Raw genomic sequence first — 19,617 nt, forward strand, 5'->3', positions numbered from 1 at the left:
CCGCTCAACCAACCGGCGGCACGGGCTCCTCAGCCGTCAGCAGCGGTCCCGGCAGTCTCGTCTCCGGCTGCTTCGCCCGGCTCTCCGGCAGTGCCGGCAAGAAGAGCATCAGCGCCGCCGCTCCCACGGTGAGTACCGCCAGCTTCACAATCATCCCGCCGTAGGATGAGGACGAATCGAACGCGCGGCCCATCAGGATCGGTCCAATCGCGCCCGCGATTGCATACGAGGTCCACGTCAGCCCGTACAGCGTCGAAAACGACCGCAGTCCGAAATACCGCGACAGCAGGAACGGAGTGACGTCCGCCTCTCCGCCCATCCCGAACCCAATCAGGACCGCGGCCACGATCCCGGTCTCCAGCGTCCGTGCGCTCGCCATCACAAACACGCCGCCCGCTGCCAGGGCCAGCAGGACAAACCCCACGCGCGGCGCGGGAAAGCGGTCCAGCAGCCATCCTGTAATCATGCGGCCCAGGAAGGCAGCCACGCCCATCGCGGACACCGCCAGCGCGGCCCGGCTCGAATCCACGCCCCGGTCCGTCAACAGCGCGGGCAGATGCGTAATCGTCCCGTTCTGGCTGATCGACGCCAGGAACAACACCACCGCCAGGATCCAGAACGCCCTCGACTTCAAGCCCTCGGCCCACTCGACGCCGGTCTGGGCGTCTCCACTTGGCTTGCGCGAAGCCGGATTCTCGCGCACCATGGTCGCCACCGTCGGCAGCCCCACCAGCAGCACCAGGCCCCCCAGCACCGCAAACGCCCACCGCCAGCCGAAGTGCAGGATCAACGCCTGGGCCGCCGGAGGCCACGCCACGGCGCCCACCGTTCCGCCCGTCAGCATCAACGCCAGCGCGAGGCCGCGCCGCTGGTCGAACCAGCTGCTGATCGCTCGAGCGTACGAAAGCATGGCCGTGCCGTTGCCCACGGCGCCAATCAACACAAACATCGCGTAGAGGTGCCACAGGTGCGAGCTCAGCAGGGACAACGCGCCGAAGGCCAGCGCGAACACGGTCACGCAGGGCACAATCACACGCCGCGGCCCATACCGGTCCAACAGCCGACCCAGCACCGGCGAGCAGACTGCCACCGTCAGCGCCGCAAAGCCGAACGCCATCGACACCGCCTCCCTGGACCAGCCAAACTCCGCGCTCAACGGCTTCAGGAAGATCCCGAACGTATACACCAGCAGCGACGCGAAACCCGTCAGCACCCCGACGGATGACGCAAACACCACCCGCCAGCCAGGATAGCCGGCCGAGCCTTCGCCGCTCATTCTACTTTCTGACATAGCCCATTCCAGCCGACCTCTTTCCGCCCATGCGGTGCGCTTCGTCCGACAACGCGTGCACCCCGCTGGCATCGATCCAGCGGTTATAGAAGTTGAACAGCGCGCATACCGTGATGGCGTAGTAGATCGCTTCGTCGTCGTAGCCCACCGCGTGCAGCGGCGCCATATCCGCCGCCGTGATGTGCGGCGATTGATGGTTCACCTTGTCGACGAAACGGAACAACTCCTTCTCCCTGGCATCCAGCTGCGACGTCTCGAGGTCACGAATCAGACTCTCGACGAACGCCTCGCCCTGCAGCCCCGGGCGTTCCTGCTCCAGCAAAACCGCCGCGACCGCGGCGTGCGACTTCAGTCAAAACGGGCAGTGATTGCGCGCCGACGTATAGGCCGCAATCAGCTCGCGCACGCCCGGGCTCAGCGGGCCCGGCTCGCGCAGCATCTCCTGCGTGAAGCGCGCCAGGTGCGTCGTTGCCTCCGCCCTGAACGCGAACATGTGCCAGATCTGCGGATACTCCGCGCCCGACGCCTGCATCATGCGGATGCTGTCCAGGTAGGCGCTCGGCTGGGGGTTGTTCTCCACCCCAGGCAGGAACATCGGCTCCATTGGAGACTTCGGCTTCTCGGAATCGCTCATCGCTCGCCCCTCACTCTAGAAGTTCAGCTTCAGCGCAAACTGCATCAGCCTCGGCGGAGCCGCGCTGAAGATGCGCCCGAAATTCGTCGAATTCAGATCCGATACCGGCAGGCCGAAGTTGGCATGATTCGCCACGTTGAACGACTCCGCACGGAACTGCAGCCGCATCGCCTCAGTCAGCCGGAAATTGCGCACCAGCGATACGTCGAAGTTCGTCACCGCCGGGCCCCGGCCCGTATTGCGGCCCGCATTCCCAAACTGGCCTGCCTGCGTCACCGGGTTCAGCCGCGCAAACGCCGACCGGCTCATCCACTCATCCACCGTGTGCGGACCCGCATTCGGATCGCTCACCGCGTCCGGACGGCTCGCCGCGAACCCGGAGATCGGCGGGCTGTTCGCCTGCAGCGACACGTTGGTCGAGTCGGAAATGGTGAACGGCGTCGCCGTATTGTGAATCGCGATCAGGTTCAACTGCCAGCCGTTCACGGCATGCCGCATGGCGGCCGGAGCGCTCTTGCGGACCTTCGGCTCCCAGCTTCCGCTGGCGACGAACCGCTGCCGGGCATCGAACAGCGACGGCCCGTGCTCCGCCGCCAGGTTGAACGGATTCTGCGCCAGGTCGTTCTCGCCCGAAAGCGGCTTGGCCGCGGCACCCGACAGATTCATCGCCGACAGGTAATCCAGCGACTTCGAATACCAGTAGGAGACGTTGAACCCGAAGCCGCCGTTGTAGCGCCGCGAGAGGCTCGCCTGCGCCGCATGATAGGTCGAATTCGTGATGTTGGAAAGCATCGCGATGGTCGAGAAGTCGCACGAACCGCCATCGGCCGGGCAGTTCGCATATACCCGCCGTCGGTCGGCATTCTGGGCCGTAGCCCCGGGTCCATACACCGCCGGGTTCGCTTCGATGTTGCGCGGCAGCCGGGTGCCCTTCGAACCCACATACCGCACCTCCACCAGGTACTGCGACCACAGCGACCTCTGCACGCTCAGGTTCCAGTTCTGCGCATAAGGCGGACGCGCCGTCGGGTCAATCGCAAACACGGTGGACGGCCGGACAAACGTGTCAGCCGGAGGGTAAACCCGCCCGGCATACGGATCCGCGAAGTTCAGGCCGGTTCCGCTGTATTGATTGAACTGCGCCCACGGCAGCGAACTCACCGGCCCCTGCGAGGCCGTGCCCGAGCCGTTCTGGAACTGGTCATAGAACAACCCGTAACTGGAACGCACCGACCACACGCCCTGCCCCGTCGGATCCCAGGCAAAACCCACTCGCGGCATCCAGCCGTTGTAGCTCTGCGCAATCCCTTCCGCAATGCCGCGATCGCCCGGGAACAGCAGCCCCTTCGGAGCGTCCGGCCGTACCGTCGACTGCACGCCCGGCACAAACGCGTTCACCCGCTGCCGCAATTCCCTGATCGGGTTCAGCCGCTCGTAGCGCACGCCGTAGTTCAACGTGAAGTGCCGCGAGAGCCGCCACTCGTCCTGCGCGTAGAGGTTCGTGCCCCACATGCGCAGCCCGCGATGGAAGTCGCCCAGGCCCTGGTAGAACGTCACAGGCCCGCCCAGCAGCAGGTTCGCGATGGCATTGTTCGTCGGGAAGGTCGAGGCAAAGACGTAAAACGCGTTCGGAGCAATAGCCTGGAACATGTTCAATTGGGTCCGGACAAACCCGCCGCCGAACTTCAGCGAGTGGGCGCCGCGGAACCAGGACAGCCCCTCCTGCACCTCATAGCTGTTCTGCACGGAATCGCGCGGCCCCGTGATGGCGCCGCCGATGGGCGAGTAGCCGCTGATGTTGAAGAACGGCGGCCCCTGCCCCAGGTCGGAAGCCGAGTTGTATTTGAACCCCAAAGCGCTGGGTGGCGTCCGGTTCAGGCGCGTATCGAAATCGAAGCTGTAGCGGAAGAAGGTCAGGCGCAGGGAGTTGCTCAGCGCCGGCGTGAACACGTGCGTGCTGGCCAGTGCCGCCGAGTGCGTGGTGATGTCATTGCGCGTCGGGAAGCCCGGCACCTCTGACCCGCGCACCGAGATCGGATTGATGTCGTAGCCGCCCGAGAAAGAATACCGGACCGAAAGCTGGTCCTTCGCCGTGGCCACCAGGTCCACGCGCCCACCCGCCTGGTCGAAGAAGTTCGTAGCCACCACCGTCGCCCGGTAGATCGACGGCGAGATGTTCCCAATGGGATAGAGATTGACCACATTCAGGGCCACCGGATTCAGGGCCTGCACCGGAATCTTGTTGCCCGGAATGGGCACGCCGCCCGCCGCGAAATTGATCAGTTGCACGCCCAGGTCGGAGAAGTCGCCGTTGTGCTGCTGCGCCGTCGGTACCGTGGCCGAGTTCGTAAAGCCCTGCTTGTTCCGGAACCCTTCGTAGTAGCCGAAGAAGAACAGCTTGTCCTTCTTCAAAGGACCACCCACCGTCCCGCCGAACTGGTTCTGCTTCAGCGGCTCCACGTCCTGGGAGAAGAAGTTGCGGGCGTCCAGCCTGTCGTTGCGCAGGAACTCATACACGCCACCATGAAACTGATTCCCGCCGGACCGAGTTACGACACTTGTGGTCGCTCCGCTCGTGCCGCCGTACTCCGGCGGAGCGCTTTGCGTCAGGATCCGGAACTCCGCAATCGCGTCCACTGGGATCTTCAGCGCATACCCGCCGTCCATGCGGTTGATGTTCTGTGCCCCATCCAGCAGGTAGAGATTCGACTCCGGACGCATGCCGTTCACGGCGTAGGCCTGCCCCTGCCGCAGCGAGCCGCCCGCGGTCGCCACACCGGCGGTTAGCGGAGCCACGCCGGTCTGCAGCAGTCCCAACTGCGTGAAGTTGCGGCCGTTCAAAGGCAGGTCCAGCACTTCCCGTCCGCTCACCACCTTGCCCAGTGTGTTGGTGGTGGTGTCTACCACCTGCGCATCGCCGGTCACCGTCACCGTTTCGTGTACGCTGGCCAGATCCAGCTCGATGTCCACGCGCAGCGTGCTGCTAACGTTTACCTGGACCGGCGTCTGTGTATACTTCGAGAACTGTGGAGCCTCGGCCGTCAGCGTGTAAGTCCCCACCGGCAGCGGCGGAAACCGGAACAGCCCGCCTTGCGACGAGATCGTCTCCTGGACGAGGCCCGTCGTCAGGTTCCTCACGGCAACGTGCGCGTTGCCCAGCATACTCCCGGACCGGTCCATGACGCGGCCCTCCACCACTCCGGTAGGGTCTTGCCCCCACGCGGCAGTGAACAGGGAGAGACAAATGAAATAAGCAGACCTGGACCAGAAGGATGTCATTGATGGAACCCAGCGAAGCAATGGGTCTGATACTACACGGGATGGATCAGAATCAGCAATATGCGGTTTCTACTAGTGTGTAGTGGGGATGGCGGGCGACAGGACCCAAAAGAAAACGAGCCGTGGCGGGGCAGCCACGGCTCGTTTATATGAGGTTTGGAGTTGGCGGCAGACTAGCTGCGGCGACGGCGGCGAGCCGCCCAGAGCAACCCGAGGAGACCAGTGCCCATCAGGCCGTAGGTGCCGGGTTCGGGAACCATCGTCCCGCTGAACGAGCCCTGGGCCGTGAGGGTACCGGTCCTCGACAGAACAGTGTGGAGCGTCAGGGGATTCAGGCCGGGCCGGCCGAAGGTTGCGGCAATGGTTGTGCCGGCAATCTCCGTGCCATCCACGAGCGAGGCGGCGGTGGAAGCGATGAGATTCGCGGCGTTGATCGGAACGTTTGACGCGATGCACTGGGCCAGCGCGATGCCGCTTTTGCCGGCGCAATTGTTGGTGGGCTGCAGTGTCGTTGTTCCGTCCACGTCGATATCAAAAGTGAACGCGCCGGAGGCGGTGTTGAAGCCGGAGAAAACGATTGTGAGGGCACCGGAACCGTCGCGGCTCGCCGCGGTGTTCGGCGTCAGCCCTGTGGCGGTGGCCCCACCAGTGAGCTTCACGAAATCCTGGGACAGCAAGTACCCAAATCCGCCACCCTGTGTGTCGAACTTATAGGTAGCAGGCAGTGTAATAACCAGCTGTTCCAGTGTGACAGCGGGGTCACCGGAGTTGAACTGCACGGACCAGGTGCCCAGCGCACCACCCAGAAAGCCCGCTTGACCGGTGATGCTCGCGCCCTGCGCGACCGATGCAAGCGCAAACGCTGTAACGCAAAGAGCAGAGACTCTTCGCAGACCATTAGATTTCATTTACTTCCCCTCCATGAGGTAGTGTCTTTGTTTGCCCCAATAGGGCTGACGATATCACATTAAGACGTCAAGTAGGAAGGAGAAGTGACTACCCAGAACAAATTTTGTGTACTTTGCGCGAGTTCCCGGCTACTTATGCCAGGCAATGGGCTTACGGGCGGCGAAGGCGCCTAAATGGAAGCGCTTGCTGTATGACTTACGTCGGACGCTGCCGGGTGCGGCGGAGAATTCCTCGCCGCTTACATGTATTCCGGCACCGGGATTCCCAGCACGTTCGCCAGGGTGTGGTGCAGCTGTTTCTGGAAATAGACCGCCAGCCAGAGCAGGACATTTCGCTTTTCCGGGTCTTTCTCCGCGAGGATCGGGTAGTCCTGGTAGAAGGTGTTGAAGGCCTGCGCCAGTTGGAACGCGTAGCGCGCCATCTGGGCAGGTTCTCCGGAACTGAGTGCCGCATTCAAGGCGGAACCGGACTTCGAGGCCGCCAGCAGGAGTTGCCAGATCGGTTCTGAACTCAGCTGGCGGGCCATCTTCTCCGCGTCCAGCACTTCAGTGAACTCAGGGATCTGCTCGCCACGTTCAACCAGCTTGGCCAGAATCTTGCCGGCCCGCACGGCCGCGTATTGGATGTACGGTCCGGTCTCGCCTTCAAAGCTCAGCGCTTCCTGGAGGTCAAAGGCGATCACCGTGTTCCGGGTGAACTTCAACAGGAAGTAGCGGAGGGCTCCGATGGCGATCTGGGTGGCTACGCGCCTGCGTTCGGCTTCGGGCTTCTCCGCGTGGCGGGCGTCCACCTCGACCTGGGCCTTCTCGATCAGTTTGTCGATCAGGTCGTCGGCTTTCACGCCCAGGCCTTTGCGGCCGGAGACTTCGACGTACGACTTCTTCTTGTCTTCCTCGGAGAGGGGGATGTCCAGTTCAACGCAGGTGCGCGGCGACAGGGCCACCATCTCATAGGAGAAGTGGATGGAGTGGTCGGCCTGCTGTTCGTAGCCGAGCGCGCGGAGGCCGGCGACGACGACGTCCTGTAAATAGGACTGCCGCGAGTCGATGACGTTGTAGACCTCGGTGCCGCCACCGAACGCGGGGCGATCCGCCACGGCTTCGGAGGCATCAGCCGTCGCGACCCACGCGACATGGCCGTCGGGGTAGGTCCGCATGGGCATGTAATGGAAGTCCTTGCCGAGGATGCCGAACTTCCACATCTGATAGGCGATGTCCTTGCCGACGTAGGTCACGGTGCCGTTGGAGCGGACGATCACCTTGGCGTCGTCGTCGCCCGACTCCTCGCCGGCCGAGTCGCGGAAGTGCGTGGCAGCCATCACCCAGCAGCCCTTGTTCTTCCCTTCCTCGACAAAGTAGATGGCCTTGCGCTGCTTGAGCTGCTCGAAGGCGGTGGCCCAGAACTGGAGGTGCAGGATCTCGCTCTCGCGCGGCAGGACGTCGTAGCTGATGCCCAGGCGCCACATGGTGGTGAGGTGGCACTCGACGATCGCGTCGGCGATCAGGTGGCCGAGCTCCGCGATGACGCCTTCGCCGTGTTCGATGGCATGCAGGGCATCGCGCCGCCACTGGATCGCTTCGGGATGGTCGCCGTAGTAAGCCGAAGTCCGGGCGTAGAGGTCCCAGCAATAGTAGTCGAACTTGGGCGCGGCCAGCAAAGCCTTCACCTCGTCGACCGACTTCTTCTCCAGATGGTGGAAGCCGACCACCACGTCGGCGACCTGAACGCCCGTATTGTCGATATAGTTCTGGACCTCGACGGCACGGCCGGAGGCGCGCAGCATGCGGACGAAGGTATCGCCCAGGACGGAGTTCCGCAGGTGGCCGATGTGGGCCGCCTTGTTCGGATTGATGTTCGTGTGCTCGACGATGGTCTTGCCCGGAAGTGCGTCGGGAGCCTGGCTGGCGGCTGCGAGCAGCAGGGCGCCGTACGCACCGCGGTCGAGGCGCGCATTCAGGAAGCCATTGCCCGCCACTTCGAGGCTGGCGATGCCGGCGACAGGCGGCAGCGCAGCGACAATCTCGGCAGCGATCACCTTAGGAGCCTTCTTCAACTGGCGCGCCAGCGCGAACGCCACGGGCGCCGCCAGCTCGCCCAGGTCGCTCTGCTTGGGCTGCTCAATAACTACAGGAATATCAACGCCGTAGCGTTCCTTCAGGAGGGTGGTAAGGGCTTCGCGCAGACGCTGTTCGGCCAAATGAAACACGACGGGTGGGACCTCAGGTTCCAGTGTAGCAACGACCTCCAAGGGCTATATGAGACCACTTTGGTCCTAGATTGAGGTATACTTAGATCGTGGCGAAAGTAACCTTCCTCCCGGCCAACAAGACTTTTGAAATTGACCTGGAAAACCTTCCTTATCATGAACATGGCAAGCCGAAATCTTTTCTCGACATCGCGATCAATGTCGGCATGCACATCGAACACGCCTGCGGTGGAAACTGCGCTTGCACCACCTGCCACGTGGTGGTGAAAGAGGGCGCCGAGTTCCTTAGCGAGATGGACGACGACGAAGCCGACAAGCTCGACATGGCCGCCGATCTGCAACTCGGTTCGAGGCTGGGGTGCCAGGTTTTCTTCGAACGCGACGGCGACGCCGTGATCGAGATTCCGTCCTGGAACCGCAACTACGTGAGCGAAGGCGGCGGCTCAATCAACCTCGGCGACGCTATTCCCGCCGCGAAGAAGTAGCGGTTACTCCGCTTTGGCGCCTTCCGGGTGTCTCATGGGAAACGCCTTGACCGCCTGGTCGATTATATCAAAGGGCGCCACGACGCTAATGTTGATCTGCTTATCCTTGGCATTGACCTGGATGCCGTCGTAGATCCGCATGAGTTCCTTCTCGGTGTCCGGCGTCCTCAATCTCAAAATCCCGACCGCGGCGCGGATGGTCTCCTGCACCTGTTTGGCCAGCTCGGCGTCGGGGTAGTCGCCCTCGGCCTGGAGGTTCACTCCGCTGCTGAGGTCGGCGTGCACCTTGACCTCACCCAGCGACGTGGCCAGGCGGGCGAAGTTCGCCATATTCCCCTTCAGGGGGATATCGGGCACCATGGCTCCGCCGTGTAGCGAGACGAGCCAGGCGTGGTCGAGCGGCAGCTCCGTCACCATCTCGATGAGATCGTGCGGCGGGTTCTCGCCGGGCTTGTCGCGGTTGTCGATGATCTGCTTCAGATCCTTCACCGCTCCAGCGACGGCGACGCCGCTGGTGATGAACAGGACCCCGGCCTCACCCTGCGACAGGATGTAGTAAGTCTTGTAGCTCTGGCGCTCGATGCCAGGCACGCGGAAGTCCGGCTCCTGGCCGAACTGGCCGCCAAACTTGCCGCGGATGAAGACCATGCTCCGCTTGTTGTTGCCGGCATAGACCAGTTCCCAGATGTCGCGCGTGGGGTCGAGCCCGGTCTTGGCCTGGAAGTCGTCCAGAACCTTGATCTTGTGACCTTCGACGTAAGTCTTGAAGAAGGGCGTGGCCTTCAGCTTGTCCAACCGCAGCCCGGCGAGGACGACGGTGTCGGAAGGAATCAGGGGGGCGATGGCGGCGTCGATGCGCGCGCCTTTCGACCCGGCTCCGCAACCTGCGGCGAAGACAGCGGCCAGAACAACGGTGGCGGGCTTCCTTAAATCCATATGCTCCCCAACCTATTGACGGGGCCCGGCATGGATCTATTTCAGCGACTTGACGCTTATCTCCTTAAAGAAGACCGTCGAGGACTTGTCGTGATTCTGTACGCCGATGTAGCCGGAGTCCGGACGAGGGCCGCGGACGGGTTCGTACCACATCTTGCGCTCGGGGACAGGCTGGTCGCCCTTGAACTCGTTGACGACGACGCCGTTGAGGGAGATCTTCGTGACCTGGCCCTTGATCTCGATGTCCATGGTGTTCCACTCGCCGGCCGGCTTCTGCTGGCGCGAGGTGACCTTGGAGAGGGAGTAGATGGCGCCGGTGGAGTGCCAGTCGTCGCCGGCGGCGTCGATCTGGACTTCGTAGCCGTTGTGGACGCCGTACCACGGGTCTGGCGGCGCTTCCGGCAGGCGGATGATGACGCCGGAGTTGGCGTGGTCGCCGACGGTCTTGAAGACGACGCGGACGACGCAGTTGCCGAACTTCTCCTTGGTGAAGTACAGCAGGCCCATGCCGCCTTCGGTCTTCATGAGCCCGTCCTCGATGACGAACTGTCCGGGGCCGGTCATCTTCCAGCCGGTGAGATCCTTGCCGTTGTAGAGCGGCTTGAACTCAGCGGCGGGCAACAGGGCCGCGGCGGACAGAAGGGTGAGCATGAGTAGTTTCATAGATCCTGCGAAGCCTCTCCAAGGGTCACGGTCATCTTCACTTTGCGGCCGCCCCGATAGAGCGTCAGTTCCACTTTATCGCCCGGGTGCTTGCGTGCCAAGACGCGGGACAAAGAATCGATGCGGTCGACCTTGGCGCCGTCGAGGGCCATGATGAGGTCGCCGCCGACGCCGATCTGATAGTTGCCGATGACGACGAGGTCGCGCGCGCCGCGCAGGCCGACCTGGGCGGCAGCGGAGCCCTGGGCCACCTGCTGGACGAGCAGGCCGCCCTCTTCGGGCAGGCCGAGCTCAGTGGCGAGGTCGCCATAGACGTAGATGACGTCGACACCCAGGCGGGGCCGTCCATAGGGCTTGTTCGACTGGTAGGACTCGATCATCGTCTTGGCGCGGTTGATGGGCATGGCGAAGCCGATGCCGATGTTGCCGCCGGGGCCATAGATGGCGGTATTGATGCCGATGACGTTGCCGTTGGAGTCGAGCAGCGGGCCGCCGGAGTTGCCGGGGTTGATGGCGGCATCGGTCTGGATCATGCCTTCGAGTTTGCGGCCGCTCTCATCGGCGATATCGCGGCCGAGGGAGGAGACGATGCCGGTGGTGAGGGTGCCGTCGAGGCCGAAGGGGTTGCCGATGGCGAGGACCTTCTGGCCGACCTGAAGGTGTTCGGAGTCGCCCAGCGGCAGGTATTTGGCTTCGCGGCGGGGCTGCACCTTGAGCAGGGCGAGGTCGTTCACGGGATCCTTATAGACCACGGTGGCCTTGTACTTCTCGCCGTTGGAGAGGGTGACCTGGACCTCGGGCGCGCGGCCGCTGACGACGTGGTTGTTGGTGAGGATCCGCCCGGTCTTATCGATGAAGAAGCCGGAACCGGACTCCTTGGACGGGTAGATCTCCAGGAACCAGTTCTGCCGGTAGACCGTGGACGTGATGTTCACGGTGGCATCGTGGGCCTGTTTATAGACCTCGATATTGTTGTTCTCGTCGACGCTGAGCCCGGCGCCGCGGGCCACCGAGGGCCCGGACCAGATGGGCGAGTCGATGCCGGTGGCGAGGCGCGCGGCGGGACTCCAGCGCTTATAAGTGGTTCCGGCGACAAATCCGCCCACCAGCAGGGCGGCGATGATCCAAATCCGTGCTTTCATACTCTGAGACTCCGCAGGTCAGTATAGAGACGGCCGACCTGTGCAAGGGTTCCATCCTTCTCCCCTGAGGTATCGATGACGTAGTCAGCGTACCTTCGTTTCTCTTCCAGCGGCATCTGCCGTTTGAGGCGGTCGAGCACTTCCTGCCGCGTGAGGCCATCGCGCTTGATGGCGCGGGCGATCTGCTGCTCGTCCGTGCAAACGGTGAGTACCAACTTGTCGAACCGCCGGTAACTCCCAGTCTCTATCAGGATAGCGGCTTCCACCACGGCGATTGAGAGGGGGTCTTCGGCCTGGACCGACTTCATCCATTGCTCTTCGGCCGCGATGACGGCCGGGTGAACGAAAGAGTTGAGCAGTTCGAGCTTTTCGGGGTCGCCGAAGACGACGGCTCCGAGTTTGCGGCGATCGATGCGGCCGTGGGCGTCGAGGATCCCGCCGCCGAAGGCCTCGACGGCCTGGAGGTAAGCGGGGGCGCCGGGCAGGAGCGCCTGATGGCCGAGTTCATCGGCCGAGAGCAGACGGCAGCCGAGATCGGCCAAAGCCCTGCCGACGAAAGTCTTACCGGTGGCAAGCCCGCCCGTGAGGCCGACGCGTAGCATGGATCCTATTTTAGGCGGTGTTCGGCGCTTTGCACGGTGTTGGACATCAACATGGCGATGGTGAGCAGGCCGACCCCTCCGGGAACGGGGGTATAGGCCTCAGAGAGTTCAGCCATGTCGAGGGGGTGGACGTCGCCGACGAGCAGGCTGCCGCGTTTCTCAAAGCGGGCGAGCTTCTCGGCGTCGCCGCGGGTGATGCGCTCGGCTTCGGGGCGGCTGGAGACGCGGTTCATGCCGACGTCGATGACGACGGCTCCGGGGCGGATGTATTCGGCGGTGAGCATGGCGGGCCGGCCGATGGCGGCGACGAGGATCTGGGCCCGTTTGCAGACCTCGGGCAGGTTCTGGGTCTTGGAGTGGCAGATGGTGACGGTGGCGTGGGCGTGGAGGAGCAGCATGGCCATGGGCTTGCCGACGATGTCGGAGCGGCCGACGACAACGGCGTCGCTGCCGGCGGGGTCGATGCCGGAGCGGCGGAGGATCTCCATGACGCCGGCCGGCGTGCAGGAGCGGGGGGCGGGGGCGTTGGCGACGAGCTGGCCCACATTAAAAGGATGGAAGCCGTCGACGTCCTTATCGGGGCGGATGGCGAGGAGGACGGCGCGGGAGTCGACCTGTTTGGGCAGGGGCATCTGGACGAGGATGCCGTCGATAGCGGGGCGCTGATTGAGGGTCTCGATGTGGGCGAGGAGCTCGGCCGTGGTGGTGGTATCGGGCAGGCGGATCTCTTCGCTGTGGACGCCTAACTCCAGGCAGGTTTTGACCTTATTGCGGACGTAGATCTCGCTGGCGGGGTCGTTGCCGACGAGGATGACGACGAGTCCGGGGGCGCGCCGCGCGGAGGTGAGGTGCGCGATGCGGGGTTTGAGCTCATCGAGGATCTGCTGGTTGATTACTTTGCCGTCGAGGATACGCGCCATGCTTCCTTCACGGTAGCAAGGGGGGGCGGCGGTACTCAAGGAATCGGAGGAGATGGGGGCCGGCCGGTTGGGTTTGGGCGGGCTGGGCGGTGGGGGTGGCGGTGGGTTCGTTCCCTCAAAAACTGGAATGGGGTTGTGGGGGGCGGCGGGTTCGCCGTTTTCGTGAGGTGGGTTTGTTCCCTCAAAAATTGGAGTGGGTTGAGCAGGCAGGGCGGCTGGGACGGGTTCGGCGGGCAGAGCGTCGAGGGCGCGCTGGAGGCGGCGGGTGTTGGCTTCGATCCAGCCGGCGTAGCGGTTGAGGGCCTGGATGAAGCCGACCTGGCGGAGGACCCATTGAGTGGCGACGGCTTCGTCGCCGCGGCCGAATTCGAGGCCGGCGTTGAAGAGGGCGCGTTCGAGGCTTTCGTGGAGGCGGGCGTGGCCCTGGAGCATGTGGAGTTCGAAGGTGAGGGCGCGGCGGTTGGGATCGGAGATGGAGGTGGTGGCGGCTTCGGCGAGGGCTCGGAAGTGGGCTTCGATGCGAGCAGGCATCTGGTGGTTGGCGGAGTAGGCTCCGGTGCGGCGGGCGTTGCCGGAGGAGGCGGCTTTGCCGGCGGCGGTGCGGGGGCCGGTGGATTTGCGGGCATTGGCGCGATTGGCGGCAAGGCGCTTTTCCGAGATGGCGGCTGCTGGCATGGGGTGGTCCTTTCTTCGTGCTTGTCCTGGTGAGCGATCAGTTGGGATACAGCCGTTGGACGAGGCGCAGTTCGGCGGCCAGGACGCGATGGCGGCGCCAGTAGCGTTCCTCGAGTTTGAGGGCTTCCTGGAGGGATTTGCGTTGGGCGGGGTCCATGGTGAGCCAGCCCTGCAGGGCGTGGACTCCGGAGCTGGCTTTGGGGACGAGTTCGTTGGTGTTGTCCCATTGGCGCTGGATCTGGAAGTTCAGAGCAGCGGCTTCGAAGAAGGCGTAGCGTTCGGCGCGCCAGATGCAGTCGGCCATGCGGTCGGCGAGGATGTGCTGGTAGACGTTGGCGGGTTTGTACTGTTCGTGGACGGCGGCACGAAGTTTCTTGTAGTAAGCCTTGCGTTCGCAGAAGGTGAGGGCTCCGGTGGCTTTAGGGCCGGTGAGGATGCCGTCTTCTTCGACCTCGGTGTGACGGGTGAGCAGGTCGATGTCGGGGAAGGCGCAGTCGGTTGGTTCGGTGGTGTACATATGAAATGTCCTCTATAACCAGTTTGGTGGGGGTGGACCTAGGATTTAGGACAACGAAGTCTGCAATGTGTTGATTGTAGGGGAGAAGATTTTTCTTGAAGTTGTGTGATCAAAGAAGCTTAATGTGGGGGAAGGGGACCTGAGGGGGCGGACTTCCAGTGAAGGGGTGACGGCGGCGTCCGGGTTGCGGGATGAAGCGGGTGATGTTTACCGGCTTGCTTGCAGGATGCGCGTCGTGAAGAAGGGCCACCTCGACTGGAAGACGAAGCGAACCCGCTGCATCCCACCTTAGCTCTCAGAGACGCCCTCCCTTGAGGGATTACAGCCCGTCCTGGTGGCCAATTCGATCGATTGAACACGTATTGTCCCAGGCAGAATTCCGCTTCAGGAGTGGGCCACTGGGTGTGCAGTAGTGCGCCGAGACTGCCGGACGTCGATGCCTTGTCGTCATTTCGGAAGCCGCTGGGCTCACGCCGCGGGGACCATCCGCTCGAAGCCCCACTGAGACCACCGCCGCCGCAAGACTTGACACTCGGGCTGTGCTGAATTGGACAGGCTCAACCCCTCTTGAGCGGAGAGAGCCCACGGTAAAACCAGGAACCGCCGACCTGGAACATTTTGAATTAAACTCCAGATGCGACGGCTGCAACTTGTCCTGGAGAGCAGTGAGGCACACAAATCACTCATATTTAGTATTATTTAATCACCTCGTTTATTATGGAACGATAAAAACCGGACCAAGAGAGACCGGAACAGCCATCAGTATTATTAGGTCTATTTGGGATCCGCCAAGTCATCGTAGTGACCCAAATGGCCCCCCTCATTAACTACCAAGTGTGGACCTTGGAACCATTACCAACAAGGCAAACTAAAGCTTCATTGCTCCACACGGGCCGATCTGATATCATCCGACTCCAACAAGGACAAAAAAAGGCATATAGTCTCAGCCCCCCGAAACGTTGCGTCCGGAGTGGGCTGTTCAACACTGTTGAAAGTTGAGAACGATGATAAACAGAGAAACCGTCGCTACCTACACAGAGCAATTCACCCAAATGGGTACTATCTTGCGAGGAACAGTGCGGCAACTCCGCCTTTTCTTATATTTGGTCGTGGCTGCCGCGTGCGCGCAAACGATCAGCGTAACAGGCAACACGAACTCATCCACTCAACAGACGCTGGTGAGCGTACCGCTCGAGGACATTCTGGAGCGGTCGAACGTGAGGCCGGTGCCGGCCATCGTCGCCAATGGAATCTCCTACGCAGTGGGTGAGGTCGCGGGCGTTCCGTTCGCCACCGCAATCCGCCCTGGCGTTACGGAGGCATTCGGCATCGCAAATGGGACGCTGGCCTTCTCCGAAGCGGGCCAACTGCTGCTGTCGAAGACTGGACACAGAGGCGTCGTGAAGGTTGCGGCTGAAGGGAAAGTGTTGCGGGCGGCGTGGCGACCGGGATCACGGAGTTTGGCGGCCATCTTTCTAAACCAATCGGGTGCGTACCTCGCCCTGTATGATACTGCTGCCCAATCGCTCACAAAAGTACCCGCAGCGGGGCTTACGACCGATGTCCTGACTTGGGAAGAGCGAGGCAACGTGCTGTATTTTGTGTGCAGGACGGAGGCAGGATACAGCCTCGTGCAGTGGTCGCCAGGCTCTGGGGAGACCAAGGAGTCTCCAATCTCCGCGCGGGATGTACCTTTCGTGAGCGCCTGGACGGCAGATGAACTCCGTGAAGGCAACGGGTTCACTCGACTGCGCGAGCAAACGGCCTTCACGCAGGCGTTTCAAGACACTGCCGGTGCAGGATCAGCATTTTACTTAAAGGCCGGCCCTGAGGCGACGCCAGTTGCCGACGCGCTCCCTGTTTTACTGCTAGATCGTCACCTTCTTGTGGCTCAAATCGTTGAGGGCAGGAGACAGTATTGGTTTCTGCCTACGGATCTGGCTGCAGGATCTGTGGCCGGACCTCAAGACCCGCTGATTTACGCTCCGCTCCCCACAGATGCCTACCCCGCGGGAGAAAGCGCGCTTGATCTGCCGGCACCGTCCTCCTGTAAGGCGGCAGTGGTGAATCGCTCTACGGTTGCCTCGCTTTTCCAGACTGTGGACTGGTATCGAACGAGTTGCGGCCTGAAGGCGAATGAGCGTGAAATCCCACCGCCGGTGTTGAGAGGTCCGGGTGCGACGACCTCCTCGGGCACAGAGATTGCTGGAGACCCAATCCTTGAATGGGAACCCGTGCCTGATGCAGTGGAGTACGAACTCTACGTGACTCGTTATAAGGTGGCACCGTCGGTGGGCGAGGAGGTCTACGCGACGAATGTCTACGAGAATCGAAAGATCTCCGGGAGCAACACGACCTGGCTGCTACCTGGAGGAGTGCTGGAGCGAGGCGGCAATTATCGTTGGAATGTTCGAGCGAAGTTTGCCGCGGGGGCGACGGGACACTTCTCTTCGCAAAGCTTATCGTTCTTCGTGAGAGGCAAGGCTCCAGCACCGGTGGCTCCTGGGAAAGCAGGCATTACCGAGCCGATCAAGGTTTTGGCTCCAGTACTCACCTGGCTTGAAACGAAGGACTCAGCCACCTACGAGATTGAAGTCGAGAATACGCGGAATGTAGGTGAAAACTCTCGCAGTCCCGTCTACCAGGGCTCAGCTGATGATATCTTTTTAAGACTTTCAGATGGTATTCTACGTAATAATCAAACTTACAGTTGGCGGGTCAGGGGTGTGAGCTCAGACGGCATCATGTCGGAGCAGGCCCCGCCACTGGAGTTCGCGGTTGGCGATGGGACGAGTTTTGCGATGGAACTCGCACCGACGAGCCAGACATGGAATGTCAATGCTGGCCATTACTGGAATTCTGCGACAAGACGCCTTTGGATTTCCAACAGATATAACAGCACATGCTGGCAGACGTACATCGTTGCATATACAGGGGGTGTCCAAGCTGGGGAACTCGGTTTTATCGACCCGTATATTGAAATAACACCCACGCCCTCGGGGTGGCCCGTGGGAGTTGCCTCTGGGAGCACCAACGGCCCGGCAACTTGCACAACAAACACAAGCACGGCTCCCATTGATGAAATGGACTCGTTCCATGCCGCCTATGCCGGAATTGTCAGCGCACCGATTTCAGCAACGACAGGCTTGACGTCGGTCACCTTAAACCTCATGGACGATGACGTGTGGCCGAATGGCGATGACCTGATGAATTCGGTCAGCTTGAGCATCGGCGCCGACGTGACCGGTCCCTCACTTCCCTCCCTGACTAATGTATCTGCAACAGCGTCAGCGATTTTGTTCAGCGCATCCAGCACGGATGCAAACAGCGGCCTGTATGGATACGAGGTGAAGCTCACGACGAATGGCCAAGACTATTATTGTGTAAACGGGGCGTCCCCGTTGAAATCCATATGGGGCTGCTATCTTTTCCCGAGCGGCACGCCCTTATCGGTCTCCGGCTTGGCGCCTGGAACGTCGTATTCGCTCACGATTACCGGATACGACAATGTCGGGAATCCTGGCAGCACGAGTGTGCTGAACCAAACAACGAAGCAGTCTGTCACGATCAGGACCAGCCCGTCGGGCCTCAGTTATACAGTAGACGGACAGGCGTACTCTTCCACCCAAGTGTTCAGCTGGACACCGGGCTCCCCGCACTCGATTAGCACAACAACGCCCCAATCCGGCGGCACGGGGATCCGATACGTGTGGTCAGGATGGAATGATGGGGGGGGCATTTCCCACAGCGTGTCCGCCCCGAATTCCGCGACAACGTACACCGCCAGCTTTACGACACAGTATTATCTGACGACATCCGCCGGCGGCGGCGGCGGCACGGTGAGCCCGGCAAGCCAATGGTACGACGCGGGGCAGAACGCGGGTATTTCGGCGTCAGCTTACCAGGGCTATCAGTTCGTCTCCTGGTCAGGCACCGGTTCCGGCAGCTATTCCGGCTCCAATGCCAGCACCAATGTGACGATGAACGGCCCAATCAGTGAGACAGCGTCCTTCAGCCAGCAAGTCTCAATGACTGTCACGACCAATCCGTCGGGCCGTTCGTTCACAGTTGACGGCCAGACCTACTTTGCCGCGCAGGCATTCAACTGGTCGCCAGGCTCCCAACACTCAATCGGCACGACTACTCCCCAATCCGGTGGAACCGGTATCCAATACGTGTGGTCCAACTGGAACGACGGGGGCGCCATTTCGCACGCCGTCACCGCACCCGGCTCCGCGACAACCTACACCGCCAACTTTACCTACCCAGTATTATCTGACAACATCCGCCGGCAACGGCGGCGGCACAGTGAGTCCGGCGAATCGGGCCCCTCCGTCACCACCAGCGAATGTTCATAATGCGCCGCCAGGCTGCGGTCGCGAGTCCGGTACGTCCACGCAGCGGCTCCGGCAGCTATTCCGGGCCCAACGCCAGCGCCAGTGTGAACATGAACGCCCCTATCAATGAAACTGCTTCCTTCAGCCAGCAAGTTTCAGTGACGGTCACGACCAATCCGGTGGGCCGGTCCTTCACAGTTGACGGCCAGACCTATTTTTCCGCGCAGGCCTTCAGTTGGTCGCCGGGCTCGCAACACACAATTGGTACAACCACCCCTCAATCCGGCGGCACGGGAGTGCAGTTCGTTTGGTCCGGGTGGAACGACGGGGGCGCCATTTCGCACGCCGTCACCGCACCTGGCTCCACGACAACCTACACCGCCAACTTTACGACCCAGTATTATCTGACGACATCCGCCGGCAACGGCGGCGGCACAGTGAGTCCGGCAAGTCAGTGGTACAACGCGGGACAGAATGTGGGCATTTCGGCGTCAGCGAACCAGGGTTATCAGTTTGTCTCCTGGGCCGGCAGCGGCTCCGGCAGCTATTCCGGGTCCAACGCCAGCGCCAGTGTGAACATGAACGCCCCTATCAATGAGACTGCTTCCTTCAGCCAGCAAGTCTCAGTGACGGTGACAACGAACCCCGTGGGCCGTTCCTTCACGGTAGACGGTCAGAGTTACTCGGCCACTCATATATTCAGGTTGGTCGCCGGGCACGCAGCACACAATTGGTACGACCACCCCTCAATCCGGCGGCACGGGAGTGCAGTTCGTTTGGTCCGGGTGGAATGATGGGGGCGCGATCTCCCACACGGTGACCGCACCTGGCTCAGCAACAACCTACACCGCAAACTTCACGACCCAATACTACCTGACGACGTCTGCCGGTAGCGGCGGCACTGTGAGTCCGGCCAGCCAGTGGTACAACGCGGGGCAGAGTGTAGGTACCGCAACGGTTCCTGCTACAAGTGCGAGAACTGCGGCGGCACCTCCGGCTGCTCTTAGTCCGAATCTGATTG

At 62.0% G+C, this 19,617-nt stretch carries 15 protein-coding genes; 3 read left to right on the top strand and 12 right to left on the bottom strand.

The window, feature by feature from the left end; all coding sequences use genetic code 11:
• Positions 1-4: 4 nt before the first annotated feature.
• The 6 genes from IRI77_RS11295 to IRI77_RS11320 all read right to left on the bottom strand — a co-directional run bounded on the left by IRI77_RS11295 (position 5) and on the right by IRI77_RS11320 (position 8,319).
• Positions 5-1,291, bottom strand: a complete 1,287-nt coding sequence (locus tag IRI77_RS11295; protein WP_194452169.1) for an MFS transporter — start codon at positions 1,289-1,291, stop codon at positions 5-7.
• Positions 1,278-1,613 (bottom strand): carboxymuconolactone decarboxylase family protein, encoded by a 336-nt coding sequence (locus IRI77_RS11300; RefSeq protein ID WP_228486684.1) that lies wholly within the window; start codon positions 1,611-1,613, stop codon positions 1,278-1,280. The genes IRI77_RS11295 and IRI77_RS11300 overlap by 14 nt, the downstream gene beginning before the upstream one ends.
• A 30-nt stretch (positions 1,614-1,643) precedes the next feature.
• On the bottom strand, positions 1,644-1,925 hold the full coding sequence (locus IRI77_RS11305) for a peroxidase (RefSeq protein ID WP_228486685.1): 282 nt from the start codon (positions 1,923-1,925) through the stop codon (positions 1,644-1,646).
• Positions 1,926-1,940: 15 nt separating this feature from the next.
• Entirely contained in the window at positions 1,941-5,204 is a 3,264-nt protein-coding gene (locus tag IRI77_RS11310) for a TonB-dependent receptor (RefSeq protein ID WP_228486686.1), read from the bottom strand.
• 173 nt (positions 5,205-5,377) lie between these two features.
• Positions 5,378-6,112, bottom strand: coding sequence for a PEP-CTERM sorting domain-containing protein (locus IRI77_RS37980; RefSeq protein ID WP_228486687.1), 735 nt, complete (start codon positions 6,110-6,112; stop codon positions 5,378-5,380).
• Positions 6,113-6,351: 239 nt separating this feature from the next.
• On the bottom strand, positions 6,352-8,319 hold the full coding sequence (locus IRI77_RS11320) for an arginine--tRNA ligase (protein WP_194452171.1): 1,968 nt from the start codon (positions 8,317-8,319) through the stop codon (positions 6,352-6,354).
• A gap of 89 nt (positions 8,320-8,408) precedes the next feature.
• On the opposite strand from IRI77_RS11320, the gene IRI77_RS11325 reads away from it, so the two are divergent.
• Complete coding sequence (locus tag IRI77_RS11325) at positions 8,409-8,804, top strand: 2Fe-2S iron-sulfur cluster-binding protein (RefSeq protein ID WP_194452172.1); 396 nt, start codon at positions 8,409-8,411, stop codon at positions 8,802-8,804.
• A 3-nt stretch (positions 8,805-8,807) separates the two neighbouring features.
• On the opposite strand, the gene IRI77_RS11330 is transcribed toward IRI77_RS11325, so the two are convergent.
• The 6 genes from IRI77_RS11330 to IRI77_RS11355 are packed head-to-tail and all read right to left on the bottom strand — an operon-like array spanning position 8,808 to position 14,259.
• Positions 8,808-9,740, bottom strand: a complete 933-nt coding sequence (locus tag IRI77_RS11330; RefSeq protein WP_194452173.1) for a hypothetical protein — start codon at positions 9,738-9,740, stop codon at positions 8,808-8,810.
• A gap of 36 nt (positions 9,741-9,776) precedes the next feature.
• Positions 9,777-10,403, bottom strand: a complete 627-nt coding sequence (locus IRI77_RS11335) for a 3-keto-disaccharide hydrolase (protein WP_194452174.1) — start codon at positions 10,401-10,403, stop codon at positions 9,777-9,779.
• A complete protein-coding gene (locus tag IRI77_RS11340; RefSeq protein WP_194452175.1) occupies positions 10,400-11,545 on the bottom strand; it encodes a S1C family serine protease in 1,146 nt (381 codons plus the stop codon). Before IRI77_RS11340 ends, IRI77_RS11335 begins: the two co-directional genes overlap by 4 nt.
• Positions 11,542-12,147 carry a dephospho-CoA kinase gene (gene coaE / locus IRI77_RS11345; RefSeq protein WP_194452176.1) on the bottom strand — a complete coding sequence of 202 codons (606 nt, stop codon included), beginning with the start codon at positions 12,145-12,147 and terminating at the stop codon, positions 11,542-11,544. Before coaE ends, IRI77_RS11340 begins: the two co-directional genes overlap by 4 nt.
• Before the next feature lie 5 nt (positions 12,148-12,152).
• Positions 12,153-13,742, bottom strand: a complete 1,590-nt coding sequence (gene folD / locus IRI77_RS38345; protein ID WP_267239378.1) for a bifunctional methylenetetrahydrofolate dehydrogenase/methenyltetrahydrofolate cyclohydrolase FolD — start codon at positions 13,740-13,742, stop codon at positions 12,153-12,155.
• Between the two features lie 37 nt (positions 13,743-13,779).
• Positions 13,780-14,259: a hypothetical protein gene (locus IRI77_RS11355; protein ID WP_194452177.1), complete on the bottom strand. Its 480-nt coding sequence runs from the start codon at positions 14,257-14,259 to the stop codon at positions 13,780-13,782.
• Positions 14,260-15,335: 1,076 nt separating this feature from the next.
• On the opposite strand from IRI77_RS11355, the gene IRI77_RS11360 reads away from it, so the two are divergent.
• Both IRI77_RS11360 and IRI77_RS11365 read left to right on the top strand, forming a co-directional pair.
• Positions 15,336-18,617 carry an InlB B-repeat-containing protein gene (locus IRI77_RS11360; RefSeq protein WP_194452178.1) on the top strand — a complete coding sequence of 1,094 codons (3,282 nt, stop codon included), beginning with the start codon at positions 15,336-15,338 and terminating at the stop codon, positions 18,615-18,617.
• Positions 18,617-19,390, top strand: a complete 774-nt coding sequence (locus tag IRI77_RS11365) for an InlB B-repeat-containing protein (protein WP_194452179.1) — start codon at positions 18,617-18,619, stop codon at positions 19,388-19,390. The genes IRI77_RS11360 and IRI77_RS11365 overlap by 1 nt, the downstream gene beginning before the upstream one ends.
• Positions 19,391-19,617 lie beyond the last annotated feature (227 nt).

The sequence above is a fragment of the Paludibaculum fermentans genome (assembly GCF_015277775.1).
GTDB classification, from domain to species: domain Bacteria; phylum Acidobacteriota; class Terriglobia; order Bryobacterales; family Bryobacteraceae; genus Paludibaculum; species Paludibaculum fermentans.